This is a genomic window from Corynebacterium guaraldiae (genome assembly GCF_053480195.1).
Map to the genome: position 1 here is coordinate 114,149 of NZ_JBRBAU010000007.1, position 20,042 is coordinate 134,190.

Annotated in this window: 19 protein-coding genes; 14 read left to right on the forward strand and 5 right to left on the reverse strand. The window is 62.9% G+C overall.

Annotated elements, in window-relative coordinates:
- Positions 1-153: 153 nt before the first annotated feature.
- On the reverse strand, positions 154-1,221 hold the full coding sequence (locus ACUY3D_RS07240) for a CNNM domain-containing protein (RefSeq protein ID WP_070530201.1): 1,068 nt from the start codon (positions 1,219-1,221) through the stop codon (positions 154-156).
- Positions 1,221-2,594: a hemolysin family protein gene (locus ACUY3D_RS07245; protein ID WP_448240723.1), complete on the reverse strand. Its 1,374-nt coding sequence runs from the start codon at positions 2,592-2,594 to the stop codon at positions 1,221-1,223. The genes ACUY3D_RS07240 and ACUY3D_RS07245 overlap by 1 nt, the downstream gene beginning before the upstream one ends.
- 140 nt (positions 2,595-2,734) lie before the next feature.
- On the opposite strand from ACUY3D_RS07245, the gene hemW reads away from it, so the two are divergent.
- From hemW to ACUY3D_RS07300, 11 genes are all read left to right on the forward strand, one after another.
- Complete coding sequence (hemW, locus tag ACUY3D_RS07250; protein WP_448240724.1) at positions 2,735-3,883, forward strand: radical SAM family heme chaperone HemW; 1,149 nt, start codon at positions 2,735-2,737, stop codon at positions 3,881-3,883.
- A 423-nt stretch (positions 3,884-4,306) separates the two neighbouring features.
- Positions 4,307-5,479 (forward strand): ATP-binding protein, encoded by a 1,173-nt coding sequence (locus ACUY3D_RS07255; RefSeq protein ID WP_070682975.1) that lies wholly within the window; start codon positions 4,307-4,309, stop codon positions 5,477-5,479.
- Positions 5,480-5,489: 10 nt separating this feature from the next.
- Positions 5,490-6,524 carry a heat-inducible transcriptional repressor HrcA gene (gene hrcA, locus ACUY3D_RS07260; protein ID WP_070530209.1) on the forward strand — a complete coding sequence of 345 codons (1,035 nt, stop codon included), beginning with the start codon at positions 5,490-5,492 and terminating at the stop codon, positions 6,522-6,524.
- 54 nt (positions 6,525-6,578) lie between these two features.
- The gene (dnaJ, locus tag ACUY3D_RS07265; protein ID WP_143334694.1) at positions 6,579-7,721 is read left to right on the forward strand and encodes a molecular chaperone DnaJ; all 1,143 of its coding nucleotides are present in this window, start codon (positions 6,579-6,581) and stop codon (positions 7,719-7,721) included.
- Entirely contained in the window at positions 7,721-8,461 is a 741-nt protein-coding gene (locus tag ACUY3D_RS07270) for a 16S rRNA (uracil(1498)-N(3))-methyltransferase (RefSeq protein WP_448240726.1), read from the forward strand. Before dnaJ ends, ACUY3D_RS07270 begins: the two co-directional genes overlap by 1 nt.
- Before the next feature lie 10 nt (positions 8,462-8,471).
- Positions 8,472-9,437, forward strand: a complete 966-nt coding sequence (locus ACUY3D_RS07275; RefSeq protein WP_070530219.1) for a PhoH family protein — start codon at positions 8,472-8,474, stop codon at positions 9,435-9,437.
- Positions 9,434-10,009: an rRNA maturation RNase YbeY gene (gene ybeY / locus ACUY3D_RS07280; RefSeq protein ID WP_070530222.1), complete on the forward strand. Its 576-nt coding sequence runs from the start codon at positions 9,434-9,436 to the stop codon at positions 10,007-10,009. The genes ACUY3D_RS07275 and ybeY overlap by 4 nt, the downstream gene beginning before the upstream one ends.
- Before the next feature lie 50 nt (positions 10,010-10,059).
- Complete coding sequence (pdxY, locus tag ACUY3D_RS07285; RefSeq protein WP_448240728.1) at positions 10,060-10,908, forward strand: pyridoxal kinase PdxY; 849 nt, start codon at positions 10,060-10,062, stop codon at positions 10,906-10,908.
- Between the two features lie 723 nt (positions 10,909-11,631).
- Positions 11,632-12,627 carry a GTPase Era gene (gene era / locus ACUY3D_RS07290; protein ID WP_070530228.1) on the forward strand — a complete coding sequence of 332 codons (996 nt, stop codon included), beginning with the start codon at positions 11,632-11,634 and terminating at the stop codon, positions 12,625-12,627.
- Positions 12,628-12,645: 18 nt separating this feature from the next.
- Positions 12,646-13,362: a DNA repair protein RecO gene (gene recO, locus ACUY3D_RS07295; protein ID WP_167595629.1), complete on the forward strand. Its 717-nt coding sequence runs from the start codon at positions 12,646-12,648 to the stop codon at positions 13,360-13,362.
- Positions 13,363-13,372: 10 nt separating this feature from the next.
- Positions 13,373-14,125 carry an isoprenyl transferase gene (locus ACUY3D_RS07300; protein ID WP_101735513.1) on the forward strand — a complete coding sequence of 251 codons (753 nt, stop codon included), beginning with the start codon at positions 13,373-13,375 and terminating at the stop codon, positions 14,123-14,125.
- An 8-nt stretch (positions 14,126-14,133) separates the two neighbouring features.
- Here the strand turns inward: ACUY3D_RS07300 and ACUY3D_RS07305 are convergent, their stop codons facing one another.
- Both ACUY3D_RS07305 and ACUY3D_RS07310 read right to left on the reverse strand, forming a co-directional pair.
- The gene (locus ACUY3D_RS07305) at positions 14,134-14,553 is read right to left on the reverse strand and encodes a Fur family transcriptional regulator (RefSeq protein ID WP_448240730.1); all 420 of its coding nucleotides are present in this window, start codon (positions 14,551-14,553) and stop codon (positions 14,134-14,136) included.
- Between the two features lie 28 nt (positions 14,554-14,581).
- Entirely contained in the window at positions 14,582-14,881 is a 300-nt protein-coding gene (locus tag ACUY3D_RS07310) for an ArsR/SmtB family transcription factor (protein WP_448240731.1), read from the reverse strand.
- A gap of 190 nt (positions 14,882-15,071) precedes the next feature.
- Here ACUY3D_RS07310 and ACUY3D_RS07315 point away from each other — a divergent pair, with 190 nt between their 5' ends.
- The 3 genes from ACUY3D_RS07315 to ACUY3D_RS07325 are packed head-to-tail and all read left to right on the forward strand — an operon-like array spanning position 15,072 to position 17,388.
- Complete coding sequence (locus ACUY3D_RS07315; protein ID WP_448240732.1) at positions 15,072-16,451, forward strand: glycine--tRNA ligase; 1,380 nt, start codon at positions 15,072-15,074, stop codon at positions 16,449-16,451.
- Complete coding sequence (locus tag ACUY3D_RS07320) at positions 16,451-16,969, forward strand: hypothetical protein (RefSeq protein WP_070530243.1); 519 nt, start codon at positions 16,451-16,453, stop codon at positions 16,967-16,969. Before ACUY3D_RS07315 ends, ACUY3D_RS07320 begins: the two co-directional genes overlap by 1 nt.
- A complete protein-coding gene (locus tag ACUY3D_RS07325; RefSeq protein ID WP_448240734.1) occupies positions 16,969-17,388 on the forward strand; it encodes a hypothetical protein in 420 nt (139 codons plus the stop codon). Before ACUY3D_RS07320 ends, ACUY3D_RS07325 begins: the two co-directional genes overlap by 1 nt.
- Positions 17,389-17,969: 581 nt before the next feature.
- Here ACUY3D_RS07325 and ACUY3D_RS07330 read toward each other — a convergent pair.
- A complete protein-coding gene (locus ACUY3D_RS07330; protein WP_448240735.1) occupies positions 17,970-20,009 on the reverse strand; it encodes a TPM domain-containing protein in 2,040 nt (679 codons plus the stop codon).
- Positions 20,010-20,042 lie beyond the last annotated feature (33 nt).

A 20,042-nucleotide genomic window follows, 5' to 3' on the forward strand; every position in this document is an offset into this window, starting at 1 on the left:
TTGCCAACACACAAGGACAAAAGGAAAGCGCCACCGAGATTCCCTCTCTCGGTGGCGCTTTTCGTAGTTAGCGTGGCACGAATAACTTTGCGTGCCACCGTCTAGCTTCGTGCACCACGCTTAGCTTCGTGTGCCCCGTCTAGCGCGCAAGCGCTAGACCCCCGGGTTCTTGGCGGCCGGCGCGGCCTGGTCCAGCTGCTCCGTAATCTGCGGCCACAGCTGGCCCATGATGTCATCCCAGGTCAAGATCCACACGGTCTTGTCCTTGGTGGGCTTGCCCACCATGACGAGCTGCTCGTTGCGGGCGCGCATCTGATCCAGAGTCTTCTGCACGGTGGAGGAGGAGCTCACCGCCAACGCGGGGCGGGAGAACTCCAGCACCGGGGTTTCCGGATCCGCCAGCAGGGTATCGCGGACGTGGACGATGCGCGGAATGCGCGAGGCGCGCGGGTAGACCAGCACGCGCATGATGGACTTGTTTACGACGAGGTCATGCAGCTCAGCCACCGTGGCATCGGAAGACAGCGGCAAGATTTCCGAGCCGTGCTCGCGGGCCAACTGTGCGGCAGTGGAAGCTTCCAGTTCGATGACGCCGGTGATCTGGTTCGCGGAGTCGTCGTCAAGCGTGCCCGTCTGCCGCGAGTGTTCGACGAGGTGGCGCAGGGTCTCCGCGTCATAGCCGGCCGCACCGGCGCGGTCGACGGGTTCCTCGCCGGTCATGAGCACCAGCTTGTTCGCCATCTTGTTAATCCAGATCAGCAGCGGGCGGAAGAGCCAGATGAAACCGCGGGCAGGAACCGCAATGAGCTGCAGGGCCGTCTCCGGGTGGGCGATGGCCCAGGACTTTGGCGCCATCTCACCGATGACCAGGTGCAGGAAGGTCACGACGAAAAGTGCAAGGAGGAAGGAGACGACGTCAGCAACGCCCAGCGGCAAGCCGAGGGCCTCCAGCGGGCTCATGAGCAGGTGATGGACCCACGGCTTGGTCACGGCACCGAGGACGAAGGTTGCGGCGGTAATGCCCAGCTGGGCGCCGGCCAACATGATGGTCAGCTCGTTGAGCGAGCGAAGGCCCGCGCGCGAGGCAGCGGAGGATTCCGCGGTTTCCTCCAGACGGTTGCGGCGCGCACCCATGAGGGAGAACTCGATGACCACGAAGAAGCCGGAAGCAGCAATGATGAGAATGGTGATGAGGAGGTTGAACCACCAAGTATCAGTCATTAGTCATCGTCTCCTTCCGGGAATTCCTCCACCAGCTCTAGGGCTAGGACGGAGGGCACGTGGCGGTCGATTTCCTCGACGCGCACGTTGAGCGTGCGGGTGGGGGCTTCATCGCCGTCGACCCAGTCTTCAGGCTCTGCCTCCAGCTCGATGGCGAGCTCTTCGCCTTCCTCCGGCAACGTGCCGGAGTGCGCGATGAGCAGGCCGGCGACGGTTTCGAAATCACCCTCCGGCAGGTCGTGGCCGATGGCGCGCTCGACCTCGTCGATGGGTGTGTCACCGTCGACGATCCAGTGCGTCTCGTCCTGCTCGGTGATCTCCTCGGTCTCTTCGAGGTCGTGCTCATCGGTGACATCGCCGAGGATCTCCTCGGCCAAGTCCTCCATGGTCACGATGCCCACGAAGCCGCCGTATTCGTCGATGACGCAGGCGAGTTTTTCGTCGGCGTCGCGAAGCTCCGTGACGACGTCGGGAAGCGGCATGAGCTCCGGCACTACCACGGGTTCCTTCATGATTTCGCGGGCCGGGGTGGCCGCGGGCAGCTCGGTGCCCAGCACGTCGTAGAGGTGCACCACGCCGATGGGATTATGTTCATCGTCGATGATGGGGTAGCGGGTGTGGTTCTCCGACATCATCTCGCGGACCTCACCGATGGTGGTCTCCGGCTCGATGACATCCACGCGCGAGCGCGGAATCATGGCGTGTCCCACGTCGTGTTCGGGGAAGTCGAGGAGGCGGTCGAGCACCAGGTAGGTGTCCTCATCCAAGTCGCCGGCCTCGTGGGAGGCATCCACGATGGACTCCAGGTCATCGGTGGTGGCAGAGGAATCGACATCCTCCACCGGTTCGATGCCGAAGACCTTGAGGATGGCGTTGGAGGAATACTCGAAGAAGTGGACCAGCCAGCCGAAGATCTTGAGGTACCACATCGTGGACGCAGACAGCCGCAGCGCTGACTTCATGGGGGCGGCGATGGTGTAGTTCTTGGGGAAGAGCTCGGCAAAGAGCATCGTGAGAACCGTTGACACGGCCAGCGCCGTCACTGTGCCCACGGCAACGGACACGCCCGTGGGCACGCCCACGCCACCGAGCAGCTGGCCCAGGCCTTGGCCCACGAGGGGCTCGGCCACATAACCAATAAGCAGGCCCGTAATCGTGATGCCCAGCTGTGCGCCGGAGAGCATGAAGGAGGTTTTCTGCGTGATCTTGAGCGCGCGCTCCGCTGGTTTATCCCCCGCAGCGGCACGCTGGCGCAGCTGCGTGCGGTCCACGGACATGAAGGCGAATTCTTGCGCGACGAAGTACGCGTTGGCCACGATAATGAGAGCGATGACGGCGAAACCCGCCACAATCATCAGGATGGCAGATAACACGGCTTACCCCACCGCCTTAAGGAGGCGGGGACATCGACTCGGAGGTTCCACGAAAAAAGGGGGCCTTTCTTAACTATCGGGGTTGCAAATCTGCACTATAGACTACCGCTTCAACGGTGTAGTCGGTTATTTTGTTCCCCATGGATCCCTTCGGTCTTTATATTCACGTTCCCTTCTGTGCCTCGCGCTGCGGCTACTGCGATTTCAACACCTATACCCCGGGTGAGCTGGGAGGGGATCTGACCAGCGATTATCTGGATGCGCTGGAGAAGGAGCTGGAGATGGCGGCGGCCCAGGTAGGCCGTGAGGCCGAAACGGTTTTTATCGGCGGCGGTACGCCGAGCTTGCTGGGGGCCGAGGGGTTGGGCCGTGTGTTGAATCGGGTGCGCGATACCGTCGGGCTGGCCCCGGGCGCGGAGGTCACCACGGAATCCAACCCGGAGTCAACCTCGCCGGAGTACTTTGCCGGGCTTCTCGACGCCGGCTTCACCCGCCTCTCCCTTGGCATGCAGTCCGCCTCACCGGGCGTGCTCGCCGTGCTCGAGCGTGCCCACACCCCGGGCCGCGCCTTCGATGCGGCACGCGAAGCCATCGCCGCGGGCTTCGAGCACGTCAACCTGGACATGATTTATGGCACGCCGACTGAAGAAGACGCCGACGTTGCCCTGACCTTGGAGCGCGCCCTGGAGACCGGGGTGGACCACATCAGTGCGTATTCGCTCATTGTGGAGGACGGCACGCGCATGGCCCGCAAGGTATCGAAGGGCCTGCTTCCGGCCCCGGACGAGGACGTGCTGGCCCGGCGCTATGAGATGATCTCCTCCACGCTCGAGGCCGAAGGCTTTGAGTGGTACGAGGTCTCCAACTGGGCCAAGCCGGGCGGGGAGTGCCAGCACAACCGCATCTACTGGGTGGACGGCAATTGGTGGGGCGCGGGCCCGGGCGCGCATTCGCACCTAGGCAACGAGCGCTTCTTCAACGTGAAGAACCCGCGGACCTATATCAAGGCTGTCAGCGAGGGGGAGCTTCCCATCAAGGAGCGCGAGCAGCTCAGCGCCGCCGATCGCCACACCGAGCGCATCATGCTGGGACTGCGCCTGCGCGAGGGCATCCCTGCGTCCTGGCTCGCGCCGGCCGCCGAGCCCGTCGCCGCGCGCTTCATCGAGCGCGGCCTGCTCGAGCGCGCCGGCGACCACCTCCGCGTGACCAAGGCGGGACGCCTGCTCGCGGATGGGATCATCACCGACCTCCTTGTCGCCGAAGATACCGCCGAAGGCACCGCTCGCTAGGGGCTTGCCCCGCCTGCGGGCCGACCTCCGGATCCGCATCAGCTGGCTCATTAGCGGCCGTACCCTGCTCGTGGCCTGTCCTCAGCCTTCCGCACATGGTTCCAGTGGAAAGGTTCTAGTCATAAGGTTTGTTTGGGGGCAAACAAACCTTCCTTAGGCTGCTAGAAGGTTCGTTTGGGGGCAAGTAAACCGTATGACCTGAACCATCTGAGTAGAACCAGCTGTGTGATGCAACCGCGAAGCTGCGAAGAAGTGGCTAGGCCTTGGCCTTTCGACGTCGAGGAGACATGGGGACTTAAAGTTAGCTCCGCCGGGAATTTGTTAGTTTTGCTCCTGTCGTCGGGAAGTTTGATAGCGGTGTTAGTTTCTCTCTCCACGTCGAGAAACCTGTTAGTCGCTCTCGATATTGCTAGTATTAGTGGCATGGATGACGCCTTAAACCCCTATACTCCTGGCTCGGGCATCGCGCCGACAGTTCTTACTGGGCGCGAGAGAGACCTTCATGCGTTTGACAATCTTGTCAAACGCGTCCAGAACGGATTGCTTGGCCGTCCAATGCTGCTCGTTGGCTTGCGTGGAGTGGGTAAGACCGTGCTGCTCAACCAATTAAAAAGGAAGGCTGACCAAGCCGACTGGCTAACGATTAAGTTTGAGGCTTCGCAGGGGGCACGTGGACGAGAAGGAGCCCGCCGTGCTCTAGCGCAAGGTTTAGCCAAAGCCTCTTTGCGCTATCGGACGAAAGCCAAGGTATCTGAGGGTTTTCACTTTATTGCTGCGGTCGTAAAATCTTTTTCGCTCTCGGTAGGACAAAGCATTATTGACCTTGGGGTTGAAGTAGGAGATATTCCTCCGGCAACAGGAAACCTCGAGCTTGATCTGCACGATGTGATCGAGGCCATCACTACGACGCTCCTCAAGGAGGATAAAGCTTTAGGAATCTTCATCGACGAAATGCAAGACCTTGATGAAGAGCTGCTCGAAGCACTCATTTCTGCACAACATGAAGCAGGGCAGCTGGGCTTGCCTTTTTACATTATTGGCGCTGGGCTCCCGAGTCTGCCAGGGATTCTGGCGGAGTCCCGCTCTTATGCAGAGCGAATGTTCGAGGTGCACCAAATTGGCAGGCTCGAAATGTATGCCGCAGTTGCCGCCTTCCGTGAACCTGCGCGGACACAGAATGTGGAATTTGACGATGAAGCAGTTGAATATCTAGCTAATGTATCGGGGCAGTATCCGTATTTCATCCAGGAATTTGGTGCACAAATGTGGCGCACTGCGCGAACTTCACCTATGGATTCCGATGCAGCTCGACGCGCCGCGCGGCTTGGAATTGAGCAGTTGGACCGCGGGTTTTTCCAAGCCAGGTGGGATCGCGCTACTCCAGCCGAGCGGGACTACTTGACCGCGATGGCAAAGGTTGGCGGAGAGGAAATCTCGAGCAAGGACATCGCGGACATCTTAGGTAAAGACACGAAGAAACTGGGTCCTGTGCGAGCCAAGCTCATTAGTAAAGGATTGATCTATGCTCCAGAACACGGCAGGGTGAGCTACACTGTGCCAAATTTTGACGACTTCATCGCCCGCCAGAACGGATAGCCTTAAAGACATGTCCAGCTCCACCGATGCCCGCCGCCAAGAGGTCCTGCGCGCCATCGTCGCGGACTATATCGCCTCGCAATCGCCCGTCGGCTCCAAGGCCCTGCTCGAGCGCTACCAGCTGGGTGTGTCCTCGGCGACGATTCGCAATGACATGGCCGTGCTCGAAGCCGAAGGGCTCATCGCCCAGGAACATGCCAGCTCTGGACGCGTGCCCACGCAGAAGGGCTACCGCCAATTCGTCGATACGCTGCACGACGTCAAGCCGCTCTCCAAGGCCGAGCGCCGCGCCATGCTCACCTTCCTCGAAGGCGGGGTGGATTTGGAAGACGTGCTGCGGCGTTCCGTTCAGCTGCTGGCCCAGGTAACCAAGCAAGCAGCCGTCGTGCAGATGCCGAACCTCAAGGTCTCCCGCGTCAAACACTGCGAGGTCGTGGCACTCTCACCGGTGCGCCTGCTCTTGGTGCTCATCACGGATAATGGGCGCGTCGATCAGCGCAATGTGGAGCTCGATGACGTGATCGACCCCGAGCAGACCCACCGCCTGCGCGATATCCTCAACACCGCCCTGGAGGGCAAGACGCTCACCGATGCTTCGGTGGAGCTGGCCGCGCTTGTCGACGACTCCCCAGCCGACATCCGCCCCCACCTCCTCAAGGCCGCGACGACGCTGATTGAGACCCTCGTGGAACAGCCCTCCGATCGCCTGATTATGGCGGGTACGTCCAACCTCACCCGCGTGGCCCTGACCGAGGGCCTGCCCTCTATCATCGAGGCCCTCGAGGAGCAGGTCGTCGTGCTCAAGCTGCTGGCGCGCGTGCCGGATTTGGGCAATGTTTCTGTATCCATCGGCGAGGAGAACGAAGCCGACGAGCTGCGCCAAACCTCTGTCGTGGCCACGCGCTATGGTTTTGGCACCGGCGAGCATGCGGCGGCACTCGGCGGGCTGGGCGTCGTGGGGCCGACGTATATGGACTATTCGGGAACAATTTCCAAGGTCTCTGCCGTTGCACGCTATGTGAGTGAAATCCTGGCGGGCGAGTAAGCTAGCCCGTCGGATTAGATTTAGTATCAACGAGAAATAGAAGGATGACAGTACGTGGCTCGTGACTACTACGGCATTCTTGGTGTAGAAAAGTCGGCGTCCGACGCCGAGATTAAGAAGGCCTACCGCAAGCTGGCGCGCAAGTACCACCCGGACGTCAACCCGGGCGATGACGAGGCCGCGGAGAAGTTCCGCGAGGCTTCCCTTGCACAGGAGGTTCTGCTTGATCCGCAGAAGCGCCGGATTGTGGACATGGGTGGTGACCCCATGGAGGAGCGCGCGGCCCAGGGCGGCGGCTTTGGCGGTTTCGGCGGCGGCGGACTCGGGGATATCTTCGCCGAGTTCTTCGGTGGGGGAGCGGCCTCCCGCGGCCCGCGTTCCCGCGTGCAGCCGGGCGATGATGCGCTCCTGCGCACCACCATTACCCTCGAGGAGGCCTATAGCGGCGTCAAGCAGCAGGTCAAGGTGGACACCGCCGTGATCTGTGACCGCTGTGAGGGAACCGGTTCCGAGTCCAAGGCCAAGCCGGTGACCTGTGACCATTGCGGCGGCATGGGCCAGGTTCAGGAAGTCCAGCGCAGCATGCTGGGCAACATGATGACTACCCGCGATTGCCCGAAGTGCTATGGCTTCGGCGAAGTGGTCACCGATCCCTGTGGCCACTGTGGCGGCGATGGCCGCGTGCGCAAGCGTCGTGATATTACGGTGAGCATCCCCGCCGGCATTGGTGATGGCATGCGCATCCGCATGGCCTCCCAGGGCGAGGTCGGCCACGGCGGCGGCCCCGCCGGTGACCTGTACGTGGAGGTGCACACCGAGCCGCACCCCGTCTTCGAGCGCAATGCCGATGACCTGCACCTGACCGTTCGTGTGCCCATGGTGGATGCGGCTCTGGGCTCTTCCTGTACCGTCGAGCAGCTCGACGGCGAGGAGCTCACCATCGATATCGCGCCGGGTACCCAGCCGGGCGAGTCCATCACGCTCCAGGGCAAGGGCATGCCGCGCCTGCGCACCGATGGCTTTGGCAACCTCCACGCCCACGTGGATGTGGTGATCCCGACTGACCTGGATAAGAAGACCCGCGAGGCCCTCGAAAAGGTCCGCGCCGCCGGTCACAGCGGCACCGAGGTGCACCGCGCCGGTGACAATCAGGGCGAATCCCTCTTTACCCGCCTCCGAGGCAAGTTCCGTCGCTAATGTCTCTGCCCGTCTTCCTCCACCCGGACCTGTCCCTCGCCGAGGTCGGCCAGCCCGTGGGCCTCGACGGCGCGGAGGGCCGCCACGCGGTCACCGTCAAGCGCATAGGCCCAGGGGAGCACCTGGCCCTGATTGATGGGTCCGGGCGCCGCGCCACCGCCACCATCACTGATACGCAGGGCAAGGACACGCTGGCCGCGCTTGTCGACGACCTCGCGATCATCCCCGAACCCTTCCCACGCGTCATCGTGGTCCAGGCCATCCCGAAATCGGAGCGCGCCGAACTCGCCGTCGACCTGGCCACTCAGGCAGGGGCGGATGAGATCATCGCCTGGCAGGCGGATCGCTGCGTGTCCAAGTGGGATTCGAAGAAGGCCCCGAAGGCTCTGGGCAAGTGGGAATCCGCGGCCGTGGCGGCCGCCAAGCAAGCGCGCCGCGCGCGTGTGCCTGTCGTGCGCGGCCCGCTGACCACCCGCCAGCTGTGTCAGGAGATTGCGGGCGCACGAGCCTTGGTCCTTCACGAGGAAGCCGAGGTTCGGCTTAAGGACCTTGCTGACCTCGACGCCGCCGAGACCATCTACCTTCTGGTGGGCCCGGAGGGCGGCATCGGCGCGGAGGAACTGGCTCGCTTGCAGGACGCCGGTGCGACGGCGATCAAGTTGGGGCCGGAGGTGTTGAGGACGGCGTCGGCAAGCATGGTGGCGTTGGCCAGCATCGGCACCCTGACCTCGCGCTGGTAGCCTTTTGGGCGTGCCTATTATCACCACCAAGTTTGATCTCGATTCCGCCTACCTGGCCACGGTGCTCGGCCCGGCGGACGATAACCTGCGCGTTTTGGGAAACCTTGTGGGCGTGGACCTCTTCGCCCGCGGCACCACCGTCACGGCTGCCGGCCCCGATTATGAGGTGGCCCGCGCGCACAAAGTCCTCGAAGAGCTCGAGGCGATTGCCCGCCGTGGGCATCCGGTGAGCACCGATACCGTGAAGCACACCCTGGACCTGGTCACGGTGGATGCCCCGGCGTCTGTGTCTGAGACGCTCGCGGCGGATATCGTTTCGCGCCGCGGCAAGGCCGTGCGCCCGAAGACGGTGGGCCAGTCGCGCTATGTGCAGGCCATCGATGAAAACACGATTGTCTTCGGCATCGGCCCGGCCGGTACCGGCAAGACCTACCTGGCGGTGGCCAAGGCGGTGCAGGCCCTGCGCGCCAAGCAGGTCAGCCGCATTATTTTGACCCGCCCGGCGGTTGAGGCGGGGGAGAAGCTGGGCTTTCTGCCCGGCACACTCAACGACAAGATTGACCCCTACCTGCGCCCGCTGTACGACGCTTTGCGGGACATGATCGATCCGGAGATGATTCCGAAGCTCATGGAGGCCGGCATCATTGAGGTCGCCCCCTTGGCTTATATGCGTGGCCGCACGCTCAACGATGCCTTCGTCATCCTCGACGAGGCCCAGAACACCACGCCGGCGCAGATGAAGATGTTCCTGACGCGCTTGGGTTTTGGCTCCACCATCGTGGTGACCGGCGATATTTCCCAGGTGGACTTGCCGGGCGGGCAAGTTTCCGGCCTGCGTCTGGTGCGCCGCATTCTCAAGGGCGTGCCCGATATTCACTTCGCGGAGCTGGGCGCGGCCGACGTGGTGCGCCACCAGCTGGTCGGGCGCATCGTGGAGGCTTACGATAACTTTGCTGAGCAGGAGGAGAAGAAATGAGCATCGAATTTATTAACGAGTCCGGTTATGACGGCGTGAACGAGGAGATGCTGATCGACGTCTGCTCCTACGCCCTCGGCCGCCTCGACGTTAACCCGGATGCCGAGTGCACGATTACCGCCGTGGATCTGGATACCATCGCGGACTTGCACGTGCGCTGGATGGACCTGGAAGGCCCGACCGACGTGATGAGCTTTCCCATGGATGAGCTCACCCCGGGCGCTACTGGCGGGCGCCCCGACGCCGCCGAAGCCGGACCGGCCATGCTGGGCGATATCGTACTCTGCCCGGAATTTGCGCAGCGCCAAGCCACCGCGGCCGGCCACTCTTTGGGCCACGAGCTGGCTCTGTTGACCGTGCATGGTTGCCTGCACCTGCTGGGCTATGACCACACCACCGCGGCGGAGGAGAAAGAAATGTTCGGCCTGCAAAATGAGCTGCTGGCGGACTGGTACGAGGACCTGGCGGCGCGTGGCGTGAGCTACCAGCCCAAGCCCTCGGGCCCGAAGGCCTTCCCGGATGCCGCCGAGCGCGCGAAGCTCGATGAGGAAGTTCCCGGCGGCGGAATCTAAAACGGCCCAAACGTTGAGGTGCTACGTGGGGCGTAGCACAATGGAGGACTATGAACATCCTCTCCATTCAGTCCCACGTCACCTTTGGTCACGTGGGCAACTCCGCAGCAGTCTTTCCACTTCAGCGCGCTGGCCATGAGGTATGGCCGATTCACACGGTGAATTTCTCCAACCACACCGGTTATGGCGACTGGGGCGGGCCGATGATCCCGGCGGAGGAGGTCACGGCGATTGTGGATGGCATCGAGAAGCGCGGCGCCTTCCCACGCATCGATGCAATCTTGTCTGGCTACCAGGGCGGTCCGGATATTGCCGGCGCCATCGTGGATGCCGTGAACCGCATCAAGGCGGTCAACCCGAATGCGCTGTATGCCTGCGACCCGGTGATGGGCAACGCCAAATCCGGCTGCTTCGTCTCCGATGAAATCCCGCCGCTGCTGCGCGATAAGGTGGTGCCCATTGCGGATATCATCACCCCGAATCAGTTTGAGCTGGGCTACCTGACTGATTGTGAGGTGGGCACCCTGGAGCAGACCCTCGCTGCGGTGAAGCGCGCGCAGGAGATCGGCCCGAAGACCGTGTTGGTGACCTCGGTGCAGCGCCCGGAGACCAGCGAGGACGAGATTGAGATGCTCGCCGTTGATGGCGAGCGCGCCTTCTTGGTGGCCACCCCCAAGCTGCCTTTCAAGCGCAACGGCTCGGGCGATGTCACGGCTTCGCTCTTTACGGGGCACTACGTGGAGACCAACGACGCCAAGCTGGCCCTCAAGCGAACAGCGTCCTCCGTCTTTGACCTGCTCCAAAACACCTACGAAGCGGATTCCCAGGAGCTGCTGCTCATCGAGTCGCAGGATGTCTTTGCTAATCCGCAGCTGCAGTTCCGGGTGGAGGAGCTCTAGCCGTCAATCCGTGACCGCCCTGCGCGCGTTCGCGGCCTGGCGTGGATGTCTTGACCCGGCGTCATGCCCTGGCCCGGCATTTGGTGTCCGGCAAACGGCATCTCGCAGAAGGCATCTGTCAAAAGGCGTTTTCACTCCTAAAAACGCCTTTTGCGGTGGCCAGATGGCGTTTTTGCGGTCAAAGACGCCTTTCGGAAGACACCATTTGCAAGATGCCATTTGGCGCAAGCTTTTTCGCAGTCACCATGCGGCGGATACGCTTGCGCCATCAACTTTCACCCGCACCTCATCGCTGTTTCGCGGCCCTCCTTCAACGATGTCGTTTCCAGCCATAAGGTTCTACTCAGATGGTTCGGGTCAGAAGGTTTTCTTGGGGGCAAACAAACCTTCTGGAGGTCGCTAGATGGTTCGTTTGGGGGCAAAGAAACCTTATGACCAGAACCGCCTGACTCAAACCATCTGCAGGGCGGATAACCCTCGCGCGAGCACAAAAGGTCCCTCTAGTCTGGTCCCTTCGCACACTAAAGGGACCTTTCAGTACGCGAAAACCACCACCAGATGGTCCCTTTGCACAGAGAAGGGACCAGAGTAGAAGGACCAAACTGAAAGGACCATTCTTAAGCCCCTCGGCAGGAGGCTCTCGGGGCCGCACGTCGAGAGCCAGAGCAGGGCCATACAACAAGAACGGGACTCGGCAGCTCGTGCGTTATGATATGAGGCGATATGAGCACTGATTTCGATGCCGCCTTCGCGGACCTGCCGGCTGAGGGCGAAGCCAACGCCGCTGACTATTCGCAATACACCGACACGCCCGAGGGCTTCCGCTCCGGCTTCGTGTCCTTCGTCGGCCGCCCCAACACCGGCAAGTCCACCCTGACCAACGCCCTGGTGGGGCAGAAGATCGCCATCACCGCCGACCAGCCGGAAACCACCCGCCACCCCATCCGCGGCCTCGTACACCGCGAAGATGCGCAAATCGTCCTCGTCGACACACCCGGCCTGCACCGCCCGCGCACCTTGCTCGGCGAGCGCCTCAACGAGGTAGTCAAGGACACCTACGCAGACGTCGACGTCATCGGCCTGACCATCCCCGCCGATGAGAAGATCGGCCCCGGCGATCGCTGGATTCTGGAGAACGTCCGCAAGGTCGCCCCGAAAACCCCCATCATCGGGATCGTCACCAAGCTGGACAAGGCCTCCAAGGACCAAGTCGGCGCCCAGCTTGTAGCCCTTCACGAGCTCCTCTCCGAGGAGAACCCAGACGCCGTGGTCATCCCCGTCTCCGCCACCGAGCGCGTGCAGCTGGATGAGCTGACCCAGGTCATTGTGGACCACCTCCCCGAAGGACCGAAGTTCTATCCCGATGACCACATCACCGACGAGGATCAGGCCAAGCGCATCGCTGAGCTTATCCGCGAGTCTGCGCTGTCCGGCCTGAAGTACGAGCTCCCGCACTCCGTCGCCGTCGAGGTCGATGAGATCCTGCCCAGCCAGGAACGCCCAGACGTCCTCAACGTCCACGCCATCCTCTACCTGGAGCGCCCCGGCCAGAAGCGCATCATCGAGGGCAAGGACGGCCGCCGCTTCCGCCGCATCGTGGGCACCGCCCGCAAGGAAATCATCCAGCTGCTCGGCCAGAATGTCTACCTTGACCTGCGCATTAAGGTCCTGAAGAACTGGCAGTCGGACCCGAAGGCGCTGGGCCGCCTGGGCTTCTAGAAGCGGGGGTGCTTCTACATGCGGGAGAACTTCCGCGATCGCGCCCTCGTCATCCGCTCCTATGATTTCGGCGAGGCGGATCGCATCATCGTGCTCTTGACCCGCCACCACGGCCTCGTGCGCGGGGTGGCCAAGGGCGTTCGCCGCGCCAAATCGCGCTTCGGCTCGCGCCTGCAGCTCTTCGTCAACCTCGACGTGCAGCTTTATCCCGGCCGCAACCTATACACCATTTCCCAGGCCGATACCGTGGACTACTTCGGCGCGCGCATCATCGAGGACTACGAGCGCTACACCGCCGCATGCGCCGCCCTCGAATCCGCCGAGCGCCTCGCCGCCGCCGACGCCCCCGGGGACCCCTATCTCTACGATGCCTGCGTCGACGTCCTCGACAACCTTCAGCACGGCGATCCGCTCATGCTTCTCGACGCCTTCCTCCTCCAAGCCATGTCCCACGCCGGCTGGGCTCCCAGCCTTTTCGATTGCGCCCAGTGCCAACGGCCCGGCCCCCACCATGCCTTCCACCCAGCCGTCGGGGGTGCTGCCTGCCACCAATGCCGCCCGCCCGGGGCCGCGGAGGTGGACCCGGAAACCCTGCACCACATGTGGCTTATCGCCCACGGCCACCCCAGCCAGCCGACGAACACCCAAGCCCAAGAGGCCCACCGGCTGACCCGTGCCCACCTGCAATGGCACCTCGAGCGCTCCGTTGGCGCGCTGGGGATCATGGAACAGTAGACTGTAATGCGTGATTACGCCTGACCCGAACCGAGTCCTTCATCCGCCCGCTATCCCGCAGGAGTTCCTGCCGCGCCACATCGCGCTGGTCATGGACGGCAACGGCCGCTGGGCAGAGGAGCGCGGTATGAAGCGCACCGAAGGCCACCGTCGTGGGGAAGCAGTGCTTCTCGACGTCGTCGATGCCTGCCTCGCCCTCGGCGTTCCTTACCTTTCCGCCTACGCCTTCTCCACCGAGAACTGGCGCCGCAGCGCGGAGGAAGTCCGCTTCCTCATGGGCTTTAACCGCGACGTCCTGCGCCGCCAGCGCCATTGGCTCAACGATAGGGGAGTACGCGTGGTGTGGGCCGGCCGCCGTCCGCGCTTGTGGCGCTCCGTTATTAAGGAGCTCGAGGCCGCCGAGGAGCTCACCAAGGACAACACCAAGATGACCCTGGTGATGTGCGTGAATTACGGTGGGCGCGCCGAGCTTGTCGACGGCATCCGGAATCTCGCCGAGCAAGTCTCCCGCGGCGAGCTCGATCCGCGCTCCATCAACGAGAAGACGGTGAGCTCGGTGATGTATGACCCCGATATGCCGGACGTGGATCTGTTCTTGCGCCCCTCCGGTGAGAAGCGCACCTCGAACTTCCTGCTGTGGCAGTCGGCCTATGCGGAGATGATCTATCAGGACAAGCTCTTCCCGGATTTCACACCGGAAGACTTGTTCGCCGCGGTGGAGGAGTACGCGCGGCGTGACCGCCGCTTCGGCGGCGTCAAGTAGCCCGCAATCTAAGACGCCGCGGAGCAGTTGGCACAGATGCCGAAGATTTCGGCATCGTGCCCGGTGAGCTCGAAATCGTGCTCCTTGGCTACCGAGGAGGCCCACTCTTCGATGGGCCCGCCGTCGATTTCCTCGGTGCGGCCGCACTTGGTGCATACCAAGTGGTGGTGGTGCGCATCGCTGTCGCAGTGCCGGTAGAGGGTCTCGCCGGAGGGCATGTGCAGCGCATCGACGGCTTCAATCTCCGAAAGTGATTGAAGCGTGCGATAGACGGTGGTGAGGCCGACTTTCTGGTTGCCGTCGATAAGCGCCTGGTGTATGTCCTTGGCAGAGGCGAACTTGTCGAGACTACGCAGGACTTCGACGACGGCGGTGCGCTGGCGGGTATTGCGAGCGCCGAGCTTGGGAATACTGTCGTGGATGGCCATGGGGCTAAAGCTTATCAATACACTTCCATTAAGCGGTGGCCAGTGAGGCGTCGCGAAGCAGCGGCAGCACCTTCTGAGCCGCCAAAAAGTAGCGGACTTCGCGGCCAATGCGTTCGCTGTCGACGATGTGCGCGCGCTTCAAAACCCGCAGGTGTTGGCTAATAAGCGGTTGGGATTTGCCGGTGGCGGCCACGAGTTCGTGGACGTAGTGATCGCGCTCAGCTAGGCGCCGGATGATGTCGATGCGCAACGGTGAATCCAAAGCGCTAATGACGGTGGCGGCTGCCGCAGGATCGAATGAGAGAGCTTCTTTCTGGGTGTTGGTCACACCATTCACCTTCAACCATATCTATTGGGGGAGAGTTAAAAAGAGAGATATAGGTACTATAGCTGAAGAATGCGAAAAAGTGTATAAAATGCACCACAGTTTCGGGGTGAGGGCACGCGGTGTCAGGGGGCGCGCTAGACTAGGCCGCATTGTATAAAGACTGTCCCCTACCAGAGGAGTCCCATTAGCTATGGCATCCGTCATTGATACCGTCGTCAGCCTGTGTAAGCGCCGCGGCTTGGTCTACCAGGCAGGTGAAATTTATGGCGGTTCCCGCTCTGCGTGGGACTACGGCCCGCTCGGTGTCGAGCTCAAGGAGAACATCAAGCGCCAGTGGTGGCGCCACATGGTGCAGTCCCGCGACGATGTCGTGGGCGTCGATACGTCCGTGATCCAGCCGCGCCAGGTGTGGGTGTCCTCCGGGCACGTCGAGGTCTTCACCGACCCGCTGGTGGAATCCAAGCACACCGGTAAGCGCTACCGCGCGGATCACCTCATCGAGGCCTACGAGGAAAAGCACGGCCACGAGCCGGCCAACGGCCTCGCTGACATCAACGATCCGGAGACCGGCCAGCCGGGTGACTGGACTGAGCCGAAGGCCTTCTCCGGCCTGCTCAAGACCTTCCTCGGCCCAGTCGATGATGAGCAGGGCTTGCACTACCTGCGTCCGGAGACCGCGCAGGGCATCTTCGTGAACTTCAAGAACGTGATGACCTCGGCCCGCATGAAGCCGCCGTTCGGCATCGCGAACATTGGTAAGTCCTTCCGTAACGAAATCACCCCGGGTAACTTCATCTTCCGCACCCGCGAGTTCGAGCAGATGGAGATGGAGTTCTTCGTCAAGCCGGGCGAGGACGAAGAGTGGCACCAGTACTGGATCGATGACCGCTTCAACTGGTATGTCGATCTCGGTATTAAGGAAGAGAACCTGCGCCTTTATGAGCACCCGCAGGAGAAGCTGTCCCACTACTCCAAGCGCACCGTGGACGTGGAGTACGCCTACAACTTCAAGGGCTCCAAGTGGGGCGAGCTGGAAGGTGTGGCTAACCGTACGGACTACGACCTTTCCGTGCACACCAAGGGTTCGGGCGAGGACCTGTCCTACTTTGACCAGGAGTCCGGCGAGCGCTGGACCCCGTACGTCATCGAGCCGGCTGCCGGCCTGGGCCGCGCCATGATGGCCTTCCTCATCGATGCCTACGACGAAGAGGAGGCCCCGAACGCCAAGGGCGGTACCGATAAGCGCGTCGTGCTGCGCCTGGACCGCCGTCTGGCGCCGGTCAAGGTGGCCGTGCTGCCGCTGTCGAAGAAGGAAGAGCTGTCCACCCCGGCCCGCGAGCTGGCCAACAAGCTGCGCGCCAACTGGAACGTGGAGTTCGATGTCTCTGGCGCCATCGGCCGCCGCTACCGCCGCCAGGACGAGATTGGTACGCCGTTCTGCGTAACCTATGACTTCGACACCCTCGAGGACAACGCGGTCACCGTGCGTGAGCGTGACTCCATGGAGCAGGAGCGCGTCAAGCTCGACGAGCTTGAGGCTTACCTGGCCGCTCGACTGATCGGCTGCTAATGCATTACACCAGCTGGGACCGCAGCGACCGCAAGAACCCGGTGCTCCTCGTGGGGGAGGGGCCGGCGTCGCTGGGCATGTTCCAGGAGCGCTCGGCGGACGTGGAAGGCGAGCACTGGCGCCTGGGTCTCGATGATTTGGGCGCGTCGGTGACGCTGGAGGATGACCGCGTCTACCGCCTGGCGGGCAACCCCAAGCGCGATAAGCGCCTGGAGGCGTCCCTGGATGGGCGCACGTTTGCCTTCATCAACGAGGCCGGCGGCGACTGGATTGTTGAGGACCACGACGGGCTGAAAATCGCGCAGTTCTCCTCGAAGAATTCGGGTGTACGTAAGGCCATCCTGGAGTTTGAGGGCGAGAAGAGCGATGATTCCGATGACCTCAACCATTCGGAGATTGCGGCGCTGAGCTGGTTTACGCGTGTGATTCTGGAGGCGCGGACGCAGAGCACCGCTATCCCGATCATCGCGACGTTGGTGCTGCTGACCATCGTTGCGGTCGTTGTGGTGCTGCTCTGATGCAGCGCTGGGTGTGGCACGGCGATGCGCTTCTCGACGAGACCGGCGAGGTCATCGCCCGCGTGACCCCGGCAGGCCTGCTGCTGCCCGGGACGGGCGCCACCATCGCCTTCGAGCACATCCCGGGCGCTCGCAGCTTTACTGTGCGCGGGCCCGACTTTTCGGCGGAGCAGACCAGCTTCACGGTGAAAAAGCTGCGCGCGGTCTGTCAGGGCCGCGAGTACTTGCTCGAGCGCACGAACCCCTTCCGCCGCGAGCGTCGCATCCTCGCTCTCTCAGATGCCATCGAGGTCGCCCGCACCGCCCCGCGGGGCCGCGACCTCGAGGTTGCGGTGGGCGAGCTCCCCCTTACGGACGCCGCCTTCACCAGCTACTGTTGCCTGCTTCTCGACGGCTCCACCCGCCCCCTTCGCACCTAACCTACCTTCCGCGATATAACCAGAACCGGCGTGGAAACTTGGGTGATTTCATTAAAAGGGGAGCTCTTCTAGCATCCTTGCTCGGCTTGGTATGCCAGTAGAGGGTTCTAGTTAGATGGTTGCAGTCATAAGGTTTGTTTGCCCCCAAACGAACCATCTAGCTCGGTGCAGAAGGTTTACTTGCCCCCAAGTAAACCGTTTGACTGCAACCTTGTGAGAGAAGCCTTTTGACGAGAACCATGCGCATGACCGTGTTCCACCTACCGTGTATGTGCACCACCCCGTATCCGAGGAACTGATTGGCTGGCTACCGAGCCGGGGTCCAATCGCCGGATGCGTGCACAGGAAAATCGGCAGAAGGCATCTCGCGGACGGCATCCGACAGAAGGCATCTGACAGATGCCTTGTGCAAGGCACCTTTTGCGAGATGCCATGTGGGACCGCCCCGGTTATGAGATGCCGGGTGTGGGCCGCGGGCTTCGAGGCCTAGGCGCCGGGCAGGGGAGAAGTATGAAGGCGGCTGGGGGAGCCGCCGGCGGAAAAGGGGAGAAGGCGAGGAATCGGAGCAAGGGAGGGGGCGGCTAGAAGGAGCCGCCGCGGAAGCCGCCTCCGCCTCCGCCGCCCGAGAAGCCACCGCCGCCGAAGCCTCCACCACCGGAGAAGCCGCCGCCGAAACCGCCACCACGGGAGCTGCCGCCGCCGAGAATCTGGCCAATGACCATGCCGGTGAGGATGTTGCCCGCGGCATCGGTGGCCTGGCGGCGCTGCTCGCGGCGGCGATAAGCCTCCAGGTCTTCCTTCGCGCGGTTGAGCGAAGTCTGCGCAGCAGAAGCCGCATCGCGGGAATAGTTGAGCGCCGCGCGCAGGTCCTTGGAGGCGGAGTTCTGGGCTTGGGCGTAAAGGCGGGAAGCATCGGCAAGCGCGACGCGCGCATCGGGGCCCACCACGCGGCCGCGCGAGGACAGCAAGTCTTCCGCCGCCTGGATGGCGGACTCGGCCGCGGCAATCTGCTGGCGGTAGAGCGCAATCTGGCGCTCGCGGGTGGCGTTGGTTTCGCGGACGGTATCGAGCTGCTCGTCCAGCTTGCTATCGAGCGCCGTCAGCGCTGTGTACTGGCCCAGCGGGTCGGCCTTGCCCTGCTGGCGAGCCGCACTGATCGCCTCCCGCGCCTGGGCGAGCAGCGACTCCAACGCGGACCAATCAGCCGGGGAGCCCTGCGCCTTTCCTTGTTGCTCGAGGTGCTGGGCTTCGGCGATTTCTTCCTCGACCTCATCGATGAGCGCCGGCAGGTTATCCTGCGCCGCGGTGATCGAGTTCTCGGCGTTCTCCACGGCGCTGAGCAGACGGTCGGAGACCTCCAGCGCATGCTCTGCATCGCGGATATAGCCCACCAACGGCCCCTGCTGCCCGGCGGGCTGGGACTGCAGCTCGCGACCGCGCGACAGCAACTTCTCAGCCTCGTCGAGCGAGACCTCCGCCATCTCCGGGTTATCCGCAATCGAGGACAACGCCTCCGCGGAATGAGAAGCACTGAGGGAGGATAATGTCGTGCGCGCCTGCGGCAGACGCCCGCGCAGATCGACGGTGCGCTGGGTTAGCTCATCCAGCTTGGAGCCGGCGTTGATCAGCAAGTCCCGCATCTTGGCAAAGTCCGCCGCCTGCTCATCCAGGGCATCGTCGGCCTGCCCGCAGGAGGAGATGATCTCCACCAACATCTGGCGGCGCTCCGAAGTCGATTCCGGCAGGTTGTCCTGCAGCCTCTGCTGCAGCTGGAACGCCTTCTGCAGTGTGAGCGTGGAGTGGTTCATCGCGCGCGTGAACGGGCGGGTGCGCTCGGGGCCGAACTCGGCCACCGCAATATCCAGCTCCTCCTTGCCGCGGCGGATCGACTCATCCGTGGAGACCAGCTCCTCCTGCGCCAGCTTCTCCAAAGTATCCATGTCCAAACGGTCGAGCTGCGCGGTATTCCCCGGCTCAATCTGGCGCGCGGATTCCAGAGTGGCCGCCGAGTCCTTCTTGGTCTTGCGCCTGCTGGCCACCGCGATTCCGCCACCCGCCAAAGCCAGCGCGCCCGCGCCGCCAGCGAGCCACAGTCCTCCGGAGCCATCGGAATCAGAAGCAGCAGAAGCGCCAGAAGAAGACCCCGCAGATCCGGAAGCGGCAGCGTCGACAAGCGCAAGTGCGGAGGGGCCGTACTGGTGACCGTCGGCAAGCTTGGCGTAGGCCGCGTCATACATCGCATCCAGGCGCCCGCGCGGCCAGTCTTTACCCGTCTGCACGCCCACGGTGGAATCATCCACGCCCACCACATAGGCCGCGGAGTTCGGGCCCTTGGACTGCACAATCTCACCCGCATAGCTTTCCGCGCCCTCCGGCAGCGAGGAGGCAAAGACCACGAAAATCACCACGTGGTTCTCCTGCTGCAGCGCGGCTATCTTGTCCTCCAACTCGGACTTCTCCGAGCTCGAGAGCACCCCCGCCTCATCCGTCACCTTGTCCTTAATGGAGGCTGCCTCGGGCGCGGCAAGAACATAGTCCGCCGCCACGGCGGGGCTAGCAGTGGCCAACCCCAACACGAGAGCAGCAAGGGCGGCGCGACCAAAACGAGCAGCAGTAGTCATGCGCACCACGATACCTTCCCACTCAGCGCTAAA